This is a genomic window from Faecalibacterium sp. i21-0019-B1, from assembly GCF_042852915.1.
In the GTDB taxonomy this organism is placed as follows: Bacteria; Bacillota; Clostridia; order Oscillospirales; family Ruminococcaceae; genus Faecalibacterium; species Faecalibacterium taiwanense.
Genome location: NZ_AP031425.1, coordinates 67,003 through 81,113 on the forward strand (window position 1 = coordinate 67,003; position 14,111 = coordinate 81,113).

Annotated in this window: 20 protein-coding genes and 1 tRNA gene; 15 read left to right on the forward strand and 6 right to left on the reverse strand. The window is 50.3% G+C overall.

The window, feature by feature from the left end:
• Positions 1-13 precede the first annotated feature (13 nt).
• Positions 14-745 (forward strand): GntR family transcriptional regulator, encoded by a 732-nt coding sequence (locus tag ACGHP1_RS00275; RefSeq protein WP_294648508.1) that lies wholly within the window; start codon positions 14-16, stop codon positions 743-745.
• A gap of 51 nt (positions 746-796) precedes the next feature.
• Here ACGHP1_RS00275 and ACGHP1_RS00280 read toward each other — a convergent pair whose 3' ends face one another.
• Positions 797-2,164: an MATE family efflux transporter gene (locus ACGHP1_RS00280; RefSeq protein WP_390507107.1), complete on the reverse strand. Its 1,368-nt coding sequence runs from the start codon at positions 2,162-2,164 to the stop codon at positions 797-799.
• Between the two features lie 394 nt (positions 2,165-2,558).
• On the opposite strand from ACGHP1_RS00280, the gene ACGHP1_RS00285 reads away from it, so the two are divergent.
• A tRNA-Ser gene (locus tag ACGHP1_RS00285) sits at positions 2,559-2,647 on the forward strand.
• A gap of 45 nt (positions 2,648-2,692) precedes the next feature.
• Here ACGHP1_RS00285 and ACGHP1_RS00290 read toward each other — a convergent pair.
• The 5 genes from ACGHP1_RS00290 to ACGHP1_RS00310 form a co-directional block, all read right to left on the reverse strand.
• The gene (locus ACGHP1_RS00290; protein ID WP_390507109.1) at positions 2,693-3,853 is read right to left on the reverse strand and encodes a tyrosine-type recombinase/integrase; all 1,161 of its coding nucleotides are present in this window, start codon (positions 3,851-3,853) and stop codon (positions 2,693-2,695) included.
• Positions 3,854-3,975: 122 nt separating this feature from the next.
• Positions 3,976-4,215 carry a helix-turn-helix domain-containing protein gene (locus ACGHP1_RS00295; RefSeq protein WP_314987181.1) on the reverse strand — a complete coding sequence of 80 codons (240 nt, stop codon included), beginning with the start codon at positions 4,213-4,215 and terminating at the stop codon, positions 3,976-3,978.
• Positions 4,216-4,712: 497 nt separating this feature from the next.
• The gene (locus ACGHP1_RS00300) at positions 4,713-5,189 is read right to left on the reverse strand and encodes a hypothetical protein (protein WP_390507111.1); all 477 of its coding nucleotides are present in this window, start codon (positions 5,187-5,189) and stop codon (positions 4,713-4,715) included.
• 450 nt (positions 5,190-5,639) lie between these two features.
• Complete coding sequence (locus ACGHP1_RS00305; protein ID WP_390507113.1) at positions 5,640-6,368, reverse strand: ImmA/IrrE family metallo-endopeptidase; 729 nt, start codon at positions 6,366-6,368, stop codon at positions 5,640-5,642.
• Positions 6,365-6,628, reverse strand: coding sequence for a hypothetical protein (locus ACGHP1_RS00310; protein WP_007592958.1), 264 nt, complete (start codon positions 6,626-6,628; stop codon positions 6,365-6,367). Before ACGHP1_RS00310 ends, ACGHP1_RS00305 begins: the two co-directional genes overlap by 4 nt.
• Before the next feature lie 203 nt (positions 6,629-6,831).
• On the opposite strand from ACGHP1_RS00310, the gene ACGHP1_RS00315 reads away from it, so the two are divergent.
• The 13 genes from ACGHP1_RS00315 to catA all read left to right on the forward strand — a co-directional run bounded on the left by ACGHP1_RS00315 (position 6,832) and on the right by catA (position 14,103).
• Positions 6,832-7,251, forward strand: a complete 420-nt coding sequence (locus tag ACGHP1_RS00315; RefSeq protein ID WP_007592960.1) for a helix-turn-helix domain-containing protein — start codon at positions 6,832-6,834, stop codon at positions 7,249-7,251.
• A gap of 59 nt (positions 7,252-7,310) precedes the next feature.
• The gene (locus ACGHP1_RS00320) at positions 7,311-7,823 is read left to right on the forward strand and encodes an ImmA/IrrE family metallo-endopeptidase (protein ID WP_390507115.1); all 513 of its coding nucleotides are present in this window, start codon (positions 7,311-7,313) and stop codon (positions 7,821-7,823) included.
• Between the two features lie 11 nt (positions 7,824-7,834).
• Complete coding sequence (locus tag ACGHP1_RS00325; RefSeq protein WP_390507117.1) at positions 7,835-8,164, forward strand: DUF6050 family protein; 330 nt, start codon at positions 7,835-7,837, stop codon at positions 8,162-8,164.
• 153 nt (positions 8,165-8,317) lie between these two features.
• Entirely contained in the window at positions 8,318-9,142 is an 825-nt protein-coding gene (locus tag ACGHP1_RS00330; protein ID WP_390507119.1) for a hypothetical protein, read from the forward strand.
• A gap of 31 nt (positions 9,143-9,173) precedes the next feature.
• Positions 9,174-9,479 (forward strand): carboxylate--amine ligase, encoded by a 306-nt coding sequence (locus ACGHP1_RS00335; protein WP_390507121.1) that lies wholly within the window; start codon positions 9,174-9,176, stop codon positions 9,477-9,479.
• Positions 9,479-10,165, forward strand: coding sequence for a hypothetical protein (locus ACGHP1_RS00340; RefSeq protein WP_390507123.1), 687 nt, complete (start codon positions 9,479-9,481; stop codon positions 10,163-10,165). The genes ACGHP1_RS00335 and ACGHP1_RS00340 overlap by 1 nt, the downstream gene beginning before the upstream one ends.
• Positions 10,166-10,169: 4 nt before the next feature.
• Positions 10,170-10,904, forward strand: a complete 735-nt coding sequence (locus ACGHP1_RS00345; RefSeq protein WP_021748085.1) for a hypothetical protein — start codon at positions 10,170-10,172, stop codon at positions 10,902-10,904.
• The gene (locus tag ACGHP1_RS00350; protein WP_390507125.1) at positions 10,894-11,373 is read left to right on the forward strand and encodes a flavodoxin; all 480 of its coding nucleotides are present in this window, start codon (positions 10,894-10,896) and stop codon (positions 11,371-11,373) included. Before ACGHP1_RS00345 ends, ACGHP1_RS00350 begins: the two co-directional genes overlap by 11 nt.
• A gap of 40 nt (positions 11,374-11,413) precedes the next feature.
• On the forward strand, positions 11,414-11,614 hold the full coding sequence (locus ACGHP1_RS00355; RefSeq protein WP_390507127.1) for a hypothetical protein: 201 nt from the start codon (positions 11,414-11,416) through the stop codon (positions 11,612-11,614).
• A 36-nt stretch (positions 11,615-11,650) separates the two neighbouring features.
• Entirely contained in the window at positions 11,651-11,860 is a 210-nt protein-coding gene (locus ACGHP1_RS00360; protein ID WP_390507129.1) for a hypothetical protein, read from the forward strand.
• A 20-nt stretch (positions 11,861-11,880) separates the two neighbouring features.
• Positions 11,881-12,402, forward strand: a complete 522-nt coding sequence (locus ACGHP1_RS00365) for an SRPBCC family protein (protein ID WP_390507131.1) — start codon at positions 11,881-11,883, stop codon at positions 12,400-12,402.
• A 19-nt stretch (positions 12,403-12,421) separates the two neighbouring features.
• The gene (locus ACGHP1_RS00370) at positions 12,422-13,459 is read left to right on the forward strand and encodes an O-acetyl-ADP-ribose deacetylase (RefSeq protein WP_390507133.1); all 1,038 of its coding nucleotides are present in this window, start codon (positions 12,422-12,424) and stop codon (positions 13,457-13,459) included.
• Between the two features lie 20 nt (positions 13,460-13,479).
• Positions 13,480-14,103: a type A chloramphenicol O-acetyltransferase gene (gene catA, locus ACGHP1_RS00375; RefSeq protein ID WP_390509797.1), complete on the forward strand. Its 624-nt coding sequence runs from the start codon at positions 13,480-13,482 to the stop codon at positions 14,101-14,103.
• Positions 14,104-14,111 lie beyond the last annotated feature (8 nt).

Sequence of the window (14,111 nt, forward strand, 5' to 3'; positions counted from 1 at the left end):
GAGGATACTGCCTGTGACTGCCAAAAAGACCGAGTTCATCGTTACAGACCTCATCAGCAAGATCTTTCAGCGCAAGACCATAATGGACAAGCTGCCCAGCCAGCGGGAATTGGCAGAGATCTATCACGTTTCCCGTTTCACGATCCAGAAGGTGCTGGGAAGGCTGCAATCCATTGGTTTGATCTATATGACACAGGGTGATGGCACCTATATCAACAAAAAGGCACTGGGGCATCCCATGGTCTACAATTCCCTTACCGAAGTGCCCTATGAGGAGCTGCGTTCCAGAACTCTGTACCTGAAGCAGGTGGAGCCTACGGCGGAGCTGCGCCGGGTGTTCAATCTTGAAGCCGGCGAGACCCTGTGGGAGTTCCGCCGCATCCGTATCGTGCGGTATGAGATCAGTCAGGTAGAGACTGGCTGGATGCCCTGTGCGCTGTTTCCGGAGCTGAACCGGGAGGTGCTGGAGGATTCTATTCAGAGCTATGCCTTGCGGCAGAAGTACCGCATTGCCTACTTTATTACCAACTACCATGCAGCAGCACTGGATGCAGAGCACGCCGAACTTTTGCACTGCAAAAAGGGGTTGCCGGTCATGGATATCACTTCCCGTGGTGTACTGCGGGATGGAAGGATCTTTGTTTACAGCCGCATCAAGGCGGTGCAGTATGAGTGCACGTATGTCTCGCCCTTCAATAAGGACGTGTTCCTTTCCCGGCGGAAAATAATCACGGAAGATGCGTAAAAAAGAACGCCTGTCAGGCTCAATGGCCCGGCAGGCGTTCTTGCATGGGGATCATACGTGAGCCGCACCGCGGTCGAGGATCTTATCGAACCGGGCAAAGAAGGTGATGGTGGTGATGGTGGCGGCCAGAATGTCGCTGACCGGCTCGGCCAGAAACACGCCGAACACTGCATCCGGCAAAACATGCGGCAGAATGAAGATGAGGGGGATCAACAGAATGATCTTGCGCAGGCAGGCCAGCAGCAGGCTGACCTTAGCCTGCCCCAGCGCCATAAAGCTTTGCTGGCAGGCGATCTGGAAGCCCATGGCAAAAATGCCCGCCATGTAAATGCGCATGGCCCACGTGGTGTACTGGATCAGTGCGGTGTCCGAGGTGAAAATGCCTGCCACCGCGCCGGGAAACAGCATCATCAACAGCCAGAACAAGCAGGTGTAGGCCCCGCACAGCGTCAGCTGAAAACGGAAGGCTTCCTTGACGCGGGCCTTCTTGCCTGCGCCGAAGTTGAAGCTCATCACCGGCTGTCCGCCCTGACAGATGCCCTGAATGGGCAGCGTGCACAGCTGGGATGCGCTGGTGATGACGGTCATGGCACCCACAGCCACATCGCCGCCGTACCGCGCCAGACTGGAGCTGAAGCTGATGGAAAGCAGGCTTTCGGTGGAGAGCATCACAAACGAAGAGATGCCCAGCGCCAGCACCGGCAGAATGATCTGCTTTTCCGGGCGCAGGTAGTCTCTGCGCAGGCGCAGGATGGTCTTTTTGCCGGTGAGAAAGCGGATGATCCATGCCGCACCCACGGCCTGACTGAGCACCGTGGCAATGGCCGCACCCCGCACGCCCAGCCCGAACCCGAAGATCAGGATGGGGTCGAGGATAATGTTGATCACCGCGCCGATCACGGTGGTAAGCATACTGGTCTTGGCAAAGCCCTGCGTGGTGATAAAAGGGTTCATGCCCAGCACCACCAGCACGAACACCGAGCCTGCAATGTAGATGCGGCTGTAGCTCAGGGCGTACGGCAGGGTGGCATCGCTGGCACCGAACAGCCGCAGCAGCACCGGTGCCCCGGCATAGAAGCCAATGGTCAGCACCACCGAAAAGAGCAGCAGCATGGTAAAGCTGTTGGAGATGATCTTTTCGGCCTGTTTCTTGTCCCCCTGCCCCAGAGCAATGGCGGTGCGCGGCGCGCCGCCCGCGCCCACCAGCATGGCAAAAGCGTTCAGCAGCATCAGAATAGGTGTGAACAGCCCCACGCCGGTCAGCGCTGCCGCGCCAATGCCTGCAATGTGGCCGATGTAAATGCGGTCCACGATGTTATACAGCAGGTTCACGACCTGCGCTACCACGGCGGGGATCATGAGCTGCAGCATCAGCTTTTTGATGCTGCCGGTGCCCATATCTTGTTTTGCCTGTGCCATTGGAATGCTCTCCTCTGTACTTCAAATTTGAAAAATATCGTTCCTATTATACTCGGCTCCCGCCCAAAAGAACAGCCTTTTTTGCAAAGAAACCGCGCTTTCTGCCCCAAAAACGCAAAACGGCACGGCTGCGTATGGCTTGCAGCCGTGCCGTAACGGGAGAAAAGTGTTGACGGAAAACCGCTTTTTTGCTATACTGTAAAGGCTAATATATGGAGATGTATCGAAGCGGTCGTAACGAGAACGACTCGAAATCGTGGTCGCTACTCGGTAGCTCCCTGACCGGAATCCCTTGATTTTACGGAGTTTTTCGGGTATTCTTAACTTAATATTTTTGCTTGTTCTCCCCAGCAGTTCTCCCCGTTTTCCGAGGTGCTGATGTTGAGATAAATACGGAGCGGTATCGAAGTGGTCATAACGGGACTGACTCGAAATCAGTTGAACCGCAAGGTTCCGTGGGTTCGAATCCCACCCGCTCCGCCAGAAATCACGCCAGTAGTCGGTTTTCCCGGCTGCTGGCTTTTCTTTTCAATTCGCTGCAAAGCCCAAGCCATTGAGCATTGCATCAGCCGAAGTCAGCTTCGAGCTGTAATCCAGATGTGCGTAAATGTTCGCCGTAGTTGAGAAGTCGCTGTGACCAAGCCATTCCTGAATCTGCTTCATGGGAACACCATTTGCCAGAAGTAGCGAGGCGCAGCTATGTCGGAGATCGTGATACCTGATCTGCCTCATCCCCTTCGCCTTGAGCAGCTTCGGAAAGCTCTCTGTGACGTAGTGAGGCTTGATTAGATCGCCAATCTCATTGACACATACATACTCAAGATAGTCCTTGATGTAGCTGCGTCCGCACAAGCGGCGGTTTTCCTGCTGTTCTTCTTTCAGCGTAAGAAGTCTTTCCCGCATGAACGGAACAAGAGGCAGTGTCCTCATACTCGATTTGGTCTTTGTGGTGTCCGACGCAACCAGAACGCGCTTGCCGTCGAGATCACAGGAAGTAACCGTATGACGGATGGTGATGGTGTTCTGGTCAAAGTCGATGGCATCCCATTTCAGACCGATTGCTTCGCTCCGGCGTAGACCGTAGAACGCACCGAACAGAATTGGCAGTTCAAGTTTGCTTCCCTTTGCAGCCTCGAAAAGAGCGTTGACCTCATCGGCATCATAGAAGCTGCCGACGTAGCGGTCTTTCTTCGGACGCTCAACCTTATCCGCCGGGTTTACATCAATTAGGTCAATCTTCACGGCATACTTGAGAGCCTTGTGAATGTTGGCGTGATAATGAATGACCGAGGACGGGCTGACACGCTCAAGCTCACTTAGGTAAAACTCCTGAATGTCTTTTGCGGTCAGGTTCTTGAGCGTCACTTCCTTTTCGCGGAAGTACGGTGCTACAATCTTCTTAACCGTAGTCGAGTATGAAGCGAATGTAGGGACTGCAACCGAGCTTTTGATGATGTCGAGCCACTTTTCCATATAGTCCGCGAACAGAATGTCTCCGTTCATGACCTTCGGCTCTTCGGGATTGAAATTGCGTCGTGCGTCCATCAGGATCGCTTCGGCGCGTTTTTTGTTTCCCTTCACAGTAAGCCCGGTGGAAATCCACTTGGTCTTTCTTTTTCCGAGAGAATCGGTGTAATTCAACACGGCGTAGTAATATCCGCTTTTTTCGCGGAGATGTCCTGCTACCATAATTAACCTCCTTCATTGTAGCAGAGACACCTACCTGATACCGTGCTTCTATTATACCAGAACCGGGTTCGAATTGGAGGACCTCTGCCGAACATTTTTTGTAAACAAATTGAGTCCAAGCATTACGCCGTGACTGCTTCTCCGCAACCGATGCAGAGAAACGTGAAAAGATGAGCCTTCGGAATACGATAGGCTCTGCCGACTTTGAGACAACAGATTTTGCCTTCCCGCAGGATGCGGTAGCCGGTCTTTGTGCTGATGCTGAGTATTTCGCACATCTGCTCAATGCTCATCACATCGGGATAGTCTTTTAGCATGAGCTTGTAGGCATCGCGCTGAGAAATGGTTGATGCGGTATTCACCCGTCTCACCTCCACAAGATTTGTTTTTGCCTTATCAGCAAAAGGATAGGCAGCAGTCCTTTTTGAGTAGACTGCTGCCCATAGTTTTTGATGATAAAGCCCTTTCGGGCGTTTTCATATTGTTTATCCTTCCGGCATATTTGCAGCTCGCGCCCCTGCCGAATTGGGAATGCTGCGGACTACCAATGGTCAATCGGTATCATGGGACTCTCACCCCTCCGAGGATCGCTCCGAGCCGCCCCTTCAAAGAAAAGACGGAAGTATCATTATACCCGGCATCTGCATCGTCGCAAGCAGCCGCACCACACGGCTGTTATAGCTCTCCGGAGGTCGCTCACTCCCTTGCGGGAGGTCCTGGCGTCGGAAGCTGTGTTGCTTCGCAGAAGCGGAAAGATCCGCAGCACTGAACTATTCAGTTTTCAAAGAACAAGCGAGGCAGTCTAATTGACCCCTTCATATAACCAACGGACACTTTTTTGCCGTTTGTCCGGGAAAACTCAAAAAATTTCTTGAAGTTTTTTTCTGATGGAGTTTGCCATGTCCCATGCAGTCGATTTTCTCATTCCATTTCGCTCTGCGAATTGGCGTATAGGCATTTCTCCGAGAAGGCAGCTCAAAAAGATTTCCTGCTCAAGCGGTGAAAGCATCTCCATAGCAGACTCCACGAAAAGCCTCGCTTCGATATTCGCAAAATCAGATGTCGGATCGACCAGCCAGTCGGATTTCTCCATTTCGTTTTCGCTTACAGCACTTAGCGAAAATATCCGGGGCTGATGCGCAATCCCATCTTTGACGGTTCCTTCGTTCGATCTCAATGCGCGTCTGATTCTCTTTTCCTCAGCTCGGAGGGCTTTCATGACTTCACGGTCAACCTCCGTCACTTCGCCGGTGATTTTCACGCGCACCATGCACTTTCCGTCCTCCGTAGTCCAGAGGTCGTAGTCGAACTCGATAGGGGTCTTAGGTGTTTTCATTGTTCATCCTTTCCGCTGCGCGGGAGCAGCGGGAAGGGTGAAGACAGAAAAAGAGCCGCATGACGGTGAGGTTTGAATCCCATGCCGATAAAACAGAGTAATTAAACTCTGTCTCATGCGGCATTAGGATGACTTCACCTATCAGGCGGCTCCACAGCTCAGCTATGACATATATTTTATTTTAGAACAGAGGCTTGTCCTCTGGTTCTTACTTGGTACGCGGTCGCAGTCTTCTCATATTCAGCACATCAAAGACTGTGATCCGCCCGCATTTCTTGCACTTGGATTCTACATGACCTCTCGTGTCTTCGTAGACAGCAATGGCATTATGCTGACAATAGGGACATTTCAGGTATCGGGGCTTCTGCTGGGAAATGGCAACTCTTGCCCTGTGGATTTTTTCGATAAGCTCCGGCGTCGGTTCCTGAACCCGAATGGATGCTCTCTTCATTACCACACCTCCAATGTGTCAACATACTCACTGAATGGACGATCTACCATGTAGCCGAGTTGACGAAGGCGGATAGACGCCGTTGTCTTGGAGACACCGAACAACCGGCAGAAAAGGCGCAGCGTTAAGTGATCACCATACGAATACCTCCCCTCGTAATTGATCAGCGGCGTTTCTGCAAACCGACGCATTGCCAGGTCAACCTCTTTTTGAGGAAGCAGGATCGCCGCGCCCAAGACATTTGCTTGCCACTCGTTCCAGTCCTCGCGGGTTTTCAGCTCTCGCGGTGTATAAGCAGTCCGTGCGGAATATCTCATTTCGCAGGATGCCTTTACCTCTTCCGATTCCAGTTGGAAGAGAATCTGATGAGCGCACTCGTGGGCAAGGGTAAATCTGCGCTTGGCACAGAGCCGCTGCACGTTGCCGGAGCGAATGAAGCTCTCGTCCAAGATAACCTGATTACGCTTCAAAGCCAGTGTGCGCGTAATGCCAAGCTCCGTGATCTTGTACTCAGTGTCGGCATAGGCAGTGACACCGCAGATGCTTCCATCCGGCGAGAGACGGGCGAATGATACGCGAAGACCGAGATAATTCTTTGCAAACTGATCAATGGGCGTTGGCAAAGCTGATCGGTCGGGCTTGTCAGCCTCATCCCCGAAAAAGAACCGGTTGAAGTCCTTCGTTGTTGAGGCTGCAATTTCTTCAAGTTGGCGCTGGGATAAAATCATGAGCAGTTGTCCTCCTTTGCTTCGACAAACCACTTATCACCTTCATGAAAGAGGAACGACTCCTTTCCTCTGATTATGACCGTGTAGCGGATGCCGCCACCCCCAACCTTGTTGGAGCTGGCGCGGCATTTGTACTTGAGCTGTTCGATCTGAAAAACCCTTCCGTCCTTCCATCGGATCAGCATCGGGATGATTGTTCCCTCTTCATCGACATCCAAATTGACTCTGACGTAGGCTTTTCTGCATTGTAAATTGTTCATAAGCGTCCTCCGCTCCTAAAAAAGTTGCCTGTTTCCGACACGAATTTCGCCAAGAATGTTGACACACGCTCTGTTCGTGTGGTATCATGCTCACGAACGGAACGTTCGTGTAGGCACAGTATAGCACGAACATAATGTTCACGTCAATGGAATTAGCGAAAGTTCTGTTCGTGTTTGCAGAAAATTTTAGAAAGAGGTGCCTTATGGGATTCAAAGACAGGCTAAGAGAAAAGAGAGTGGAAGCCAACCTGACACAAGCCGCTCTTGCAGAAAAAGTCTCTGTTACTGCGAGGACAATTCAAAATTACGAGCTGGGCAGTCGAAAGCCAACAAAATATGAAGTCGTGAAGAAAATCGCTGAGGCTCTGAATACAACGCCGGAATATCTTCTCGGCAACAGTGGAATGCTCGTCCTTGCCGCACAGGAACAGGGCGGTGCAAAGGCAGCACGGGAAATTGACGAGCTGGTGAGCGAGGTTTCCGGTATGTTTGCAGGAGGCAGTCTCAGTGAAGACGCGCTGGACGGCGCGATGCAGGCTCTCACCAGAGCCTACTGGATTGCAAAAGAAAAGAACAAGAAGTACACGCCGAAAAAGTACCGGAAAGAACAGACGGAAGAGTAAGTCCGGTTTTTGGTACAGGCTGTTTGATATAATGGTTATCCCCGAAGGGAGGTGGCGCGATGAACGCCGAACAACTATCAAAAGTCGGCAGCGATCTCGTCCGACGCTGCGGCACAAGAGATCCTTTCCAGATTGCAAACGCGCTGGGTATCAATGTCATGGACGATTGCGAAAATCTCGGATCACTCAAGGGTATGTACTGCATCGTCAAAAGGAACCGCTTCATCTTTCTTAATAAGGATTTGAGTCCACAAATGAAGCGGATTGTCTGCGCCCATGAGATCGGTCACGACCGGCTGCACCGTGCGCTTGCAAAAAAACATGGCTTGCAGGAATTTGTGCTGTATGATATGGCAACGAAGCCGGAGTACGAGGCAAACATCGTTGCGACAGAGATCCTTCTTGATTCCGATGAAATCCTCGAATACATCTACGACTACGGGTACACCTCGGAGCAGATTGCGCGGGCAATGCACACAGACATCAACTTGGTTGCTTTGAAAATCGCGCATCTGGCAGAAACCGGACATAAACTTCGTCGGATGGAGTACCGTAGCAGCTTTTTGAAGTGAAGGAGGTCAGTATGACGAAAAGCGATGTCATGAAAGAGTTCCTAAAGAAGACCGTCATTCCGGTTGTGGTTGCGCTGTTTTTGTTTTCGATGTTCAGCCGTATTTTCGTCGAAAACGGAGCGCCCGATTATTTCCTGATCTGGCTTGCTTGCGGAGTGCCTTTTGGCATTGGGAAGATGTTCACGCTGATTCCGATTGGCTTTGGCATTTCCGGGACAGTAGGTGTTGTCGCACTCAACCTTGTCCTCGGTGGTCTGATTGGCGGCGTAATTCTAATCTGGAAGCTGGCAGTTGCCATCTGGTATCTTCCTCTGAGTGTTGTCCGTTTTGTGAAAGCGTAAGATGAGCTATATGTACTAAGAAGAATGCAAGCAAGACTTCTGTAACGACGCCAAGCGAAGATACATCATCTGAAAAAGCTGCTGCCTACGCGAGAGACTGGAAAACCCTAAAAAGCATGAATACAGATTGAGTCTCGAAAGGACAATATCAGGATGAACAATAACGACTATAAAGAAGCCCTTTTCTATGCTGCTTCCATCTTTAACGAACGCTTGGGAACGGAGTTCAGCGAGGACAATCTTGTGCTGTGCTGCTTTCAGACGGAAAATCAGCAGGAAGTCTTTGAGCAGTTCTGCCAGCAGTATTTCCCTGACCGGCTGGAAGACCGATATACAGAGGACGGCTATTTTGACTTTCACGCCTCTGCCTTCGTTGGCAAGGGAGACGGCGTTGACGGAATCCTGCTGCGGGCAGACATTGCGCGTCATCCGGCAGTGTTGAAGCACATTCTTCTGCATGAGCTGGCGCATATTTTCTGCACCCGCAACGAGCTTGACGGAGATAATTTCTATGAGCGATACTGCATGGACGATACCATCAGCCGCGAAGAGGATGGAACCATTAACGCCGGATATGCGGTCTGGCGGGAACTCGCTGCGGAGCTGATTGCATTTGAGCTGGATGACAACTGTGATATGATTCCGTTTCGGCGCAAGAAAGACCTTCTCAGCTATTACGAAGGAGAACTCCTGACCGACAACGGAAAAATGGGCGTCAGCATGATTCTCTGCGAGGCGATGACCAGTGCTGAGGGTGAAGCGTCCATGACATGGGACGCTGCCAAAAGCAAGTTTGCACGGTTCAAGCCCTTTGACGATCCGTTGTACATGGACTTGCTGGGCTTGGTTTTTACACACGTTAGAGAATACTTTATCGAGATTGACCGCGACTTTATTTATGAAATTGGAGTGTTGTATCTGAGCATTGCCGCGCAAGCGATGATTGCGTCCCTAAAGAACAGATTTCAGGAAGAATAAGACAGACCGATAGATAGAAAGGACGTGCATAATGAAATACAAGCTGTTTCGCTCCCCCGGTGATCTGGATAAGGCAGTCCGGAAGCATGAACTGGTTGCCGTGGAAACCGGCAAGAGCATTGATGATGTGGCAGACGCGCTTATCCGTGCCGTTCGGGATGATCTTGCGGAAATGCCGGAGTTTGCGCACTGTGAAACCGCTGCGTATGCACCGGAGCCGGTTCAGGAGCATCGCCGCGTGAGACGTTATCAGTATGAAATGATGGGTATTGTTTACCCGCAGTATGCGGAGAAAAATATCCTGATTGATTATGGCGTGATTGAAGAGGCAGAGTAATGTCAGAGCGAGATGTCGGACAACTGCATAGTGCCGATGACTTGATTGCCGCTGTTGAGCAATACGGCTTTCTGCCCTTCTTTCGGAATGAGATTCACGGCTTCTCCATCGAGGAACTTTGCCCACCTGAGTTATGGTTTGCGGATGATGTAGATGGTCCGTGGGAATGGAAAGGTCCGGCTGCGCGGAGCGGCAAATGTCTCTACGGCAAACTTTTCAACAAGAAAGCTGGATTTGTGAGTCGGGAGTGGATTCCGGAGTTTGCGAACTTCCGGCGTGACGGCTATGACTTTGACGCCCGTTGGGATGACGGCTTGGCGTCCTACAAGGACAAGGAGCTTTATGAAGCCATAGACGGTGAAGGCGGGATGCTTTCCAAACGCCTGAAAGAGGCTCTGAACTACCGCAAGGGCGGCAACACCGGCTTTGAGACGTGTATCACGAGACTGCAAATGCAGAGCTATGTCTGCATTGCGGATTTTGTCTATATGCAGGACAGGTACGGAAGACCTTATGGCTGGGGTGTGGCAGAATATGCGACGCCGGAAGAGCTTTTCGGGTGCGACTTTATCACCTCCGCCTATCAGCGAGACCCGCAGGAATCCAAAGAGCGCATTCAAAAACATCTGCAATCACGTCTGCCTAACGCGACCGAAATGCAGCTTGAGAAAATCATAAAGGGGTAACGCAATGGACGATATTATCTTTGAGAAGGATTACCGGGAAACCGAGTCTGTCGAATACGATAAATGGTGCGATGAGGTGTTTGACCGCGCGGTCAATGGGGGTATGCTGAAAGCGTACTCCGAAGCAATGGACAAGATACCAAAGATCATTGTACCGGAGGACAAGAAGAACTACGAGTATCTTCTGGAACGCTGTGATGCGTTTGTCAAGCAACACCGCGGGTATATCAAGGGAATCGTGGACTATCATCGTTGGCACGCGGAAATCAATATGTTTCTTCCGTTTGCGGAGTTCGATGACTCAGAAGACCTTGCATTTTTGAAAGAAATTGCAGAAAAATCGCAAACCGTCTGCTTCTCCCCGGACGAAGAAGGTGGCATTCGCGTTCATATTTTTATCAACTACTTTGAAGAATTGATGTCAGCCGAACACAAGTCATACATCGAATGCGATGCTATTATGCAGGACAAGAAACTATCTGCGCTACTTGGCATACCGGAGCTTTCTGACGAGGAAAAAGAACTTGCTCTGAAAATGAAGGGCATACTTGACCGCATTGATGAGGAAACAAGGATTGACCGTACCACGGCTTTTCGAGCCGTACTTGATAAGATGGCAAAAGAGCCGGAAGAAAACTGGTCGCTTCACTATATGGCAACATTGCTGGAAGCACTGCTATACTTCATGCTGAATGAAGGAAATGAAAAGATTGATGAGGAAGAACACAATGAGCAATAAACTTGTAGCATATTTTTCTGCGTCCGGCGTGACCGCGAAGGTAGCTGAGACGTTGGCAGAGGCAATCGGCGCGGACATCTTTGAGATTGAGCCGAAGGTGCCTTACACGGATGCTGATCTGAACTGGATGGATAAGAACGCCCGCAGCACGATTGAAATGAACAATCCCGCCTCACGACCGGAAATTGCCGTAAAGCGGGACAACATGAAGGACTACGACACAATCTTTGTGGGCTTCCCGATCTGGTGGTATGTTGCGCCGACGATTATCAATACGTTCCTTGAGAGCTATGACCTGACCGGCAAGACGGTCATCCCGTTTGCAACCTCTGGCGGGAGCGATATGGGCAAGACGAACGAACGCCTTGTGCCGAGCTGCAAAGGAGCAAAGCTGATGGACGGCAAGGTCTTCAAGGGCAGCGTCAGGCATCAGGAGCTTGCGGCGTGGGTTGAAGGACTTGGACTTTGAGAAGAGTACAAATCATAAGTTGATAAAGGAGCGTGATTGCGTGAAAAAAGGCGTCAGTCTGAAAGTTATTAGTATTGTTTTTGTTCTCATAACCATTTTAGCAATCGCCTGTGCTATTACAGGCACAGGAAGTGGCTTCTTGGATTTGAGCAATATTGCGAAAGCCGTATGCATCGGAGTTGCCGTAATTTGCGGTATTCTTGCATTTATAACTTGGAAATGCTCTAAGTCAAAAGCGTGACCAATTCCAATTTGACGAATAGGAGATGATGATCGCATGAAAACCCTACATGAACTTTCGTGGCTATGGGAAACGCTGGGCATTGCACTTGTGGCTGCGGCTGTCTGCATGGCTTGCGCCGCGCTGATCTGCAAGGCAGCGAAAAAGAAACTCAGCAAAAAGCTGTTGGCTGCCATCGGAGCAGCGGCATTTGCAGGCGCGATTCTGGCAGTCATTTTGATCGCCCGTACACCGATGCCACTTTGACAGAGAAGGAGAAACTGACAATGATTATTCTTACAGAGCAGATAGAGATTCCGGCTTCCTATGAAAAATTAAAGGCATGGACTGCTAACTTTGAGGAAGAGTTTGTGAAATGGAGTCCCTACCACATCGAATGCAATCTCTATAACGGAAACTATCATGTTGGAAGCAAGGTCCGCTTCCGCGAGATCGTCATGGGGCTGGACTACGATGTGACAGGCACGATTACGGAATGCGAACAGGATGAGAACCACTTCCGCATTGTATTCCGGAGCGACAAGAAAACGGCGTTCATCACCTTTGAAGGGAAAAGAACCAAAACAGGGTGCCATTTCTCTCACACCGAGGCTTTCGGCATGACCACGCCGGTAATTGGGGCGATCATGAACTTCCTGATCTTCAAGGTGTTTTTCAGGAAAAAGGCAAACTGGCAGCTTATCCGGGATGATATGATTCTGGATAACAGGTATTTATACGACATTCTGACCGAAGGAAAATACCCGGAAAGGATCCCGCTGGACAAGCTGCTGACCGGCGCGAAGTAACCGGACGGAGGACTGAATAATGCCGCTTCAAATCGTCAGAAATGACATCACAAAAATGAAGGTGGACGCCATCGTCAACGCTGCCAACGAGTCGCTGCTGGGTGGCGGCGGTGTGGACGGCTGCATTCATCGCGCTGCAGGACCGGAGCTGCTGGCGGAATGTGAAACGCTCCACGGCTGCAAGACCGGGAGCGCAAAAATCACGAAGGGCTATCGTCTGCCCTGCAAATATGTCATTCACGCAGTCGGTCCGCGCTGGTATGACGGACGGCATGGTGAGCGCGAACGGCTGATCTCATGCTATCGGACTTCGCTCATGCTGGCGAAAGAATACGGCTGCGAGTCTGTTGCGTTCCCGCTGATTTCCTCCGGCATCTTTGGCTATCCGAAGGATCAGGCTCTCAAAGTGGCGATTGACACCATCAGCAGTTTCCTTCTTGAAAACGAAATGACGGTGTACATCGTCATTTTCGACCGCAAAGCCTATCAGATCAGCGGCAAGCTGTTTGCCGACATTGCTTCATACATAGACGACCGCTATGTGGACGAGCATACCGATGATCGTTCCGAGCGGCTGCGCAGAATGAGTGCCTTCCGGTTGGAAGAGCCGATGCCTTGCGAGTCCCCCGTTTACGATGAGGCTATTGAAAAGCTCACAGCTCCTATGGCAGTCAGCTCCGAAAAGGCGGCATCCCTTGACGATGCTCTGGGACAGATCGATGAGAGTTTTTCGGAGATGCTTCTGCGGAAGATTGATGAACACGGCATGACGGACGCGCAGTGCTACAAGAAGGCAAATATTGACCGGAAACTCTTCTCGAAGATCCGCTCGGACAAGTCCTACAAGCCTTCCAAGCCTACCGTCATTGCATTTGCCATCGCCCTTGAGCTGCCGCTTGCGGAAATGAAGGATATGCTCATGAAAGCGGGCTTTGCACTCTCCCACTCCAACAAGTTTGACATCATCGTGGAGTATTTCGTGGAGCATGGGAACTATAACGTGTTTGAAATCAATGAGGCCCTGTTCGCCTTTGACCAGAGTCTCATAGGTGCATAAGGAGAACAACGATGAAGAGGATGGTATTTGAAGTAATTGATATAAACGGATGGAAGCGACGCGAGTATTTTGAACACTACTTTACGAATATACCTTGCACATACAGTATGACTGTTAAATTGGATATTACGCAAATAAAGAAGAAACGAATGAAGCTATACCCTGCGATGCTTTATTATCTTGCAACGATTGTAAACCGTCATTCAGAGTTCAGAACGGCATTCAATCAAGCGGGTGAGCTGGGAATATATGACGAGATGCTACCCAGCTATACCATATTCCATGAGGACACAGAGACATTTTCTGACCTTTGGACTGAATATGTACCGAATATTGAAGAATTTTCAAGGGCTTATGAAAACGATATTCGTCTGTATGGAAGTAACCACGGCATGATAGGAAAACCAGATGTTCCGGAAAATGTTTTTACGGTATCTATGATACCGTGGTCAACATTTGATAGTTTTAATTTGAACTTGCAGAAAGGGTATAGTTATTTAATTCCCATTTTCACCTTGGGGAAATATTACGAGGAAGATGGAAGAATTGTGCTTCCTTTAGCGGTTCAAGTTCATCATGCGGTATGTGATGGGTTTCATATCTGCCGGTTTGTCAATGAACTGCAAGAATTGATAAACAGTTAACTTCTGAT

Excerpts from the sequence above, each read along its gene's own strand:
- ACGHP1_RS00280 (WP_390507107.1), bottom strand. The coding sequence starts at position 2,164 with ATGGCACAGGCAAAACAAGATATGGGCACCGGCAGCATCAAAAAGCTG.
- ACGHP1_RS00290 (WP_390507109.1), bottom strand. The coding sequence starts at position 3,853 with ATGGTAGCAGGACATCTCCGCGAAAAAAGCGGATATTACTACGCCGTG.
- ACGHP1_RS00300 (WP_390507111.1), bottom strand. The coding sequence starts at position 5,189 with ATGAAAACACCTAAGACCCCTATCGAGTTCGACTACGACCTCTGGACT.
- ACGHP1_RS00305 (WP_390507113.1), bottom strand. The coding sequence starts at position 6,368 with ATGATTTTATCCCAGCGCCAACTTGAAGAAATTGCAGCCTCAACAACG.
- ACGHP1_RS00310 (WP_007592958.1), bottom strand. The coding sequence starts at position 6,628 with ATGAACAATTTACAATGCAGAAAAGCCTACGTCAGAGTCAATTTGGAT.
- ACGHP1_RS00315 (WP_007592960.1), top strand. The coding sequence starts at position 6,832 with ATGGGATTCAAAGACAGGCTAAGAGAAAAGAGAGTGGAAGCCAACCTG.
- ACGHP1_RS00320 (WP_390507115.1), top strand. The coding sequence starts at position 7,311 with ATGAACGCCGAACAACTATCAAAAGTCGGCAGCGATCTCGTCCGACGC.
- ACGHP1_RS00325 (WP_390507117.1), top strand. The coding sequence starts at position 7,835 with ATGACGAAAAGCGATGTCATGAAAGAGTTCCTAAAGAAGACCGTCATT.
- ACGHP1_RS00330 (WP_390507119.1), top strand. The coding sequence starts at position 8,318 with ATGAACAATAACGACTATAAAGAAGCCCTTTTCTATGCTGCTTCCATC.
- ACGHP1_RS00335 (WP_390507121.1), top strand. The coding sequence starts at position 9,174 with ATGAAATACAAGCTGTTTCGCTCCCCCGGTGATCTGGATAAGGCAGTC.
- ACGHP1_RS00340 (WP_390507123.1), top strand. The coding sequence starts at position 9,479 with ATGTCAGAGCGAGATGTCGGACAACTGCATAGTGCCGATGACTTGATT.
- ACGHP1_RS00345 (WP_021748085.1), top strand. The coding sequence starts at position 10,170 with ATGGACGATATTATCTTTGAGAAGGATTACCGGGAAACCGAGTCTGTC.
- ACGHP1_RS00350 (WP_390507125.1), top strand. The coding sequence starts at position 10,894 with ATGAGCAATAAACTTGTAGCATATTTTTCTGCGTCCGGCGTGACCGCG.
- ACGHP1_RS00360 (WP_390507129.1), top strand. The coding sequence starts at position 11,651 with ATGAAAACCCTACATGAACTTTCGTGGCTATGGGAAACGCTGGGCATT.
- ACGHP1_RS00365 (WP_390507131.1), top strand. The coding sequence starts at position 11,881 with ATGATTATTCTTACAGAGCAGATAGAGATTCCGGCTTCCTATGAAAAA.
- ACGHP1_RS00370 (WP_390507133.1), top strand. The coding sequence starts at position 12,422 with ATGCCGCTTCAAATCGTCAGAAATGACATCACAAAAATGAAGGTGGAC.
- catA (WP_390509797.1), top strand. The coding sequence starts at position 13,480 with ATGGTATTTGAAGTAATTGATATAAACGGATGGAAGCGACGCGAGTAT.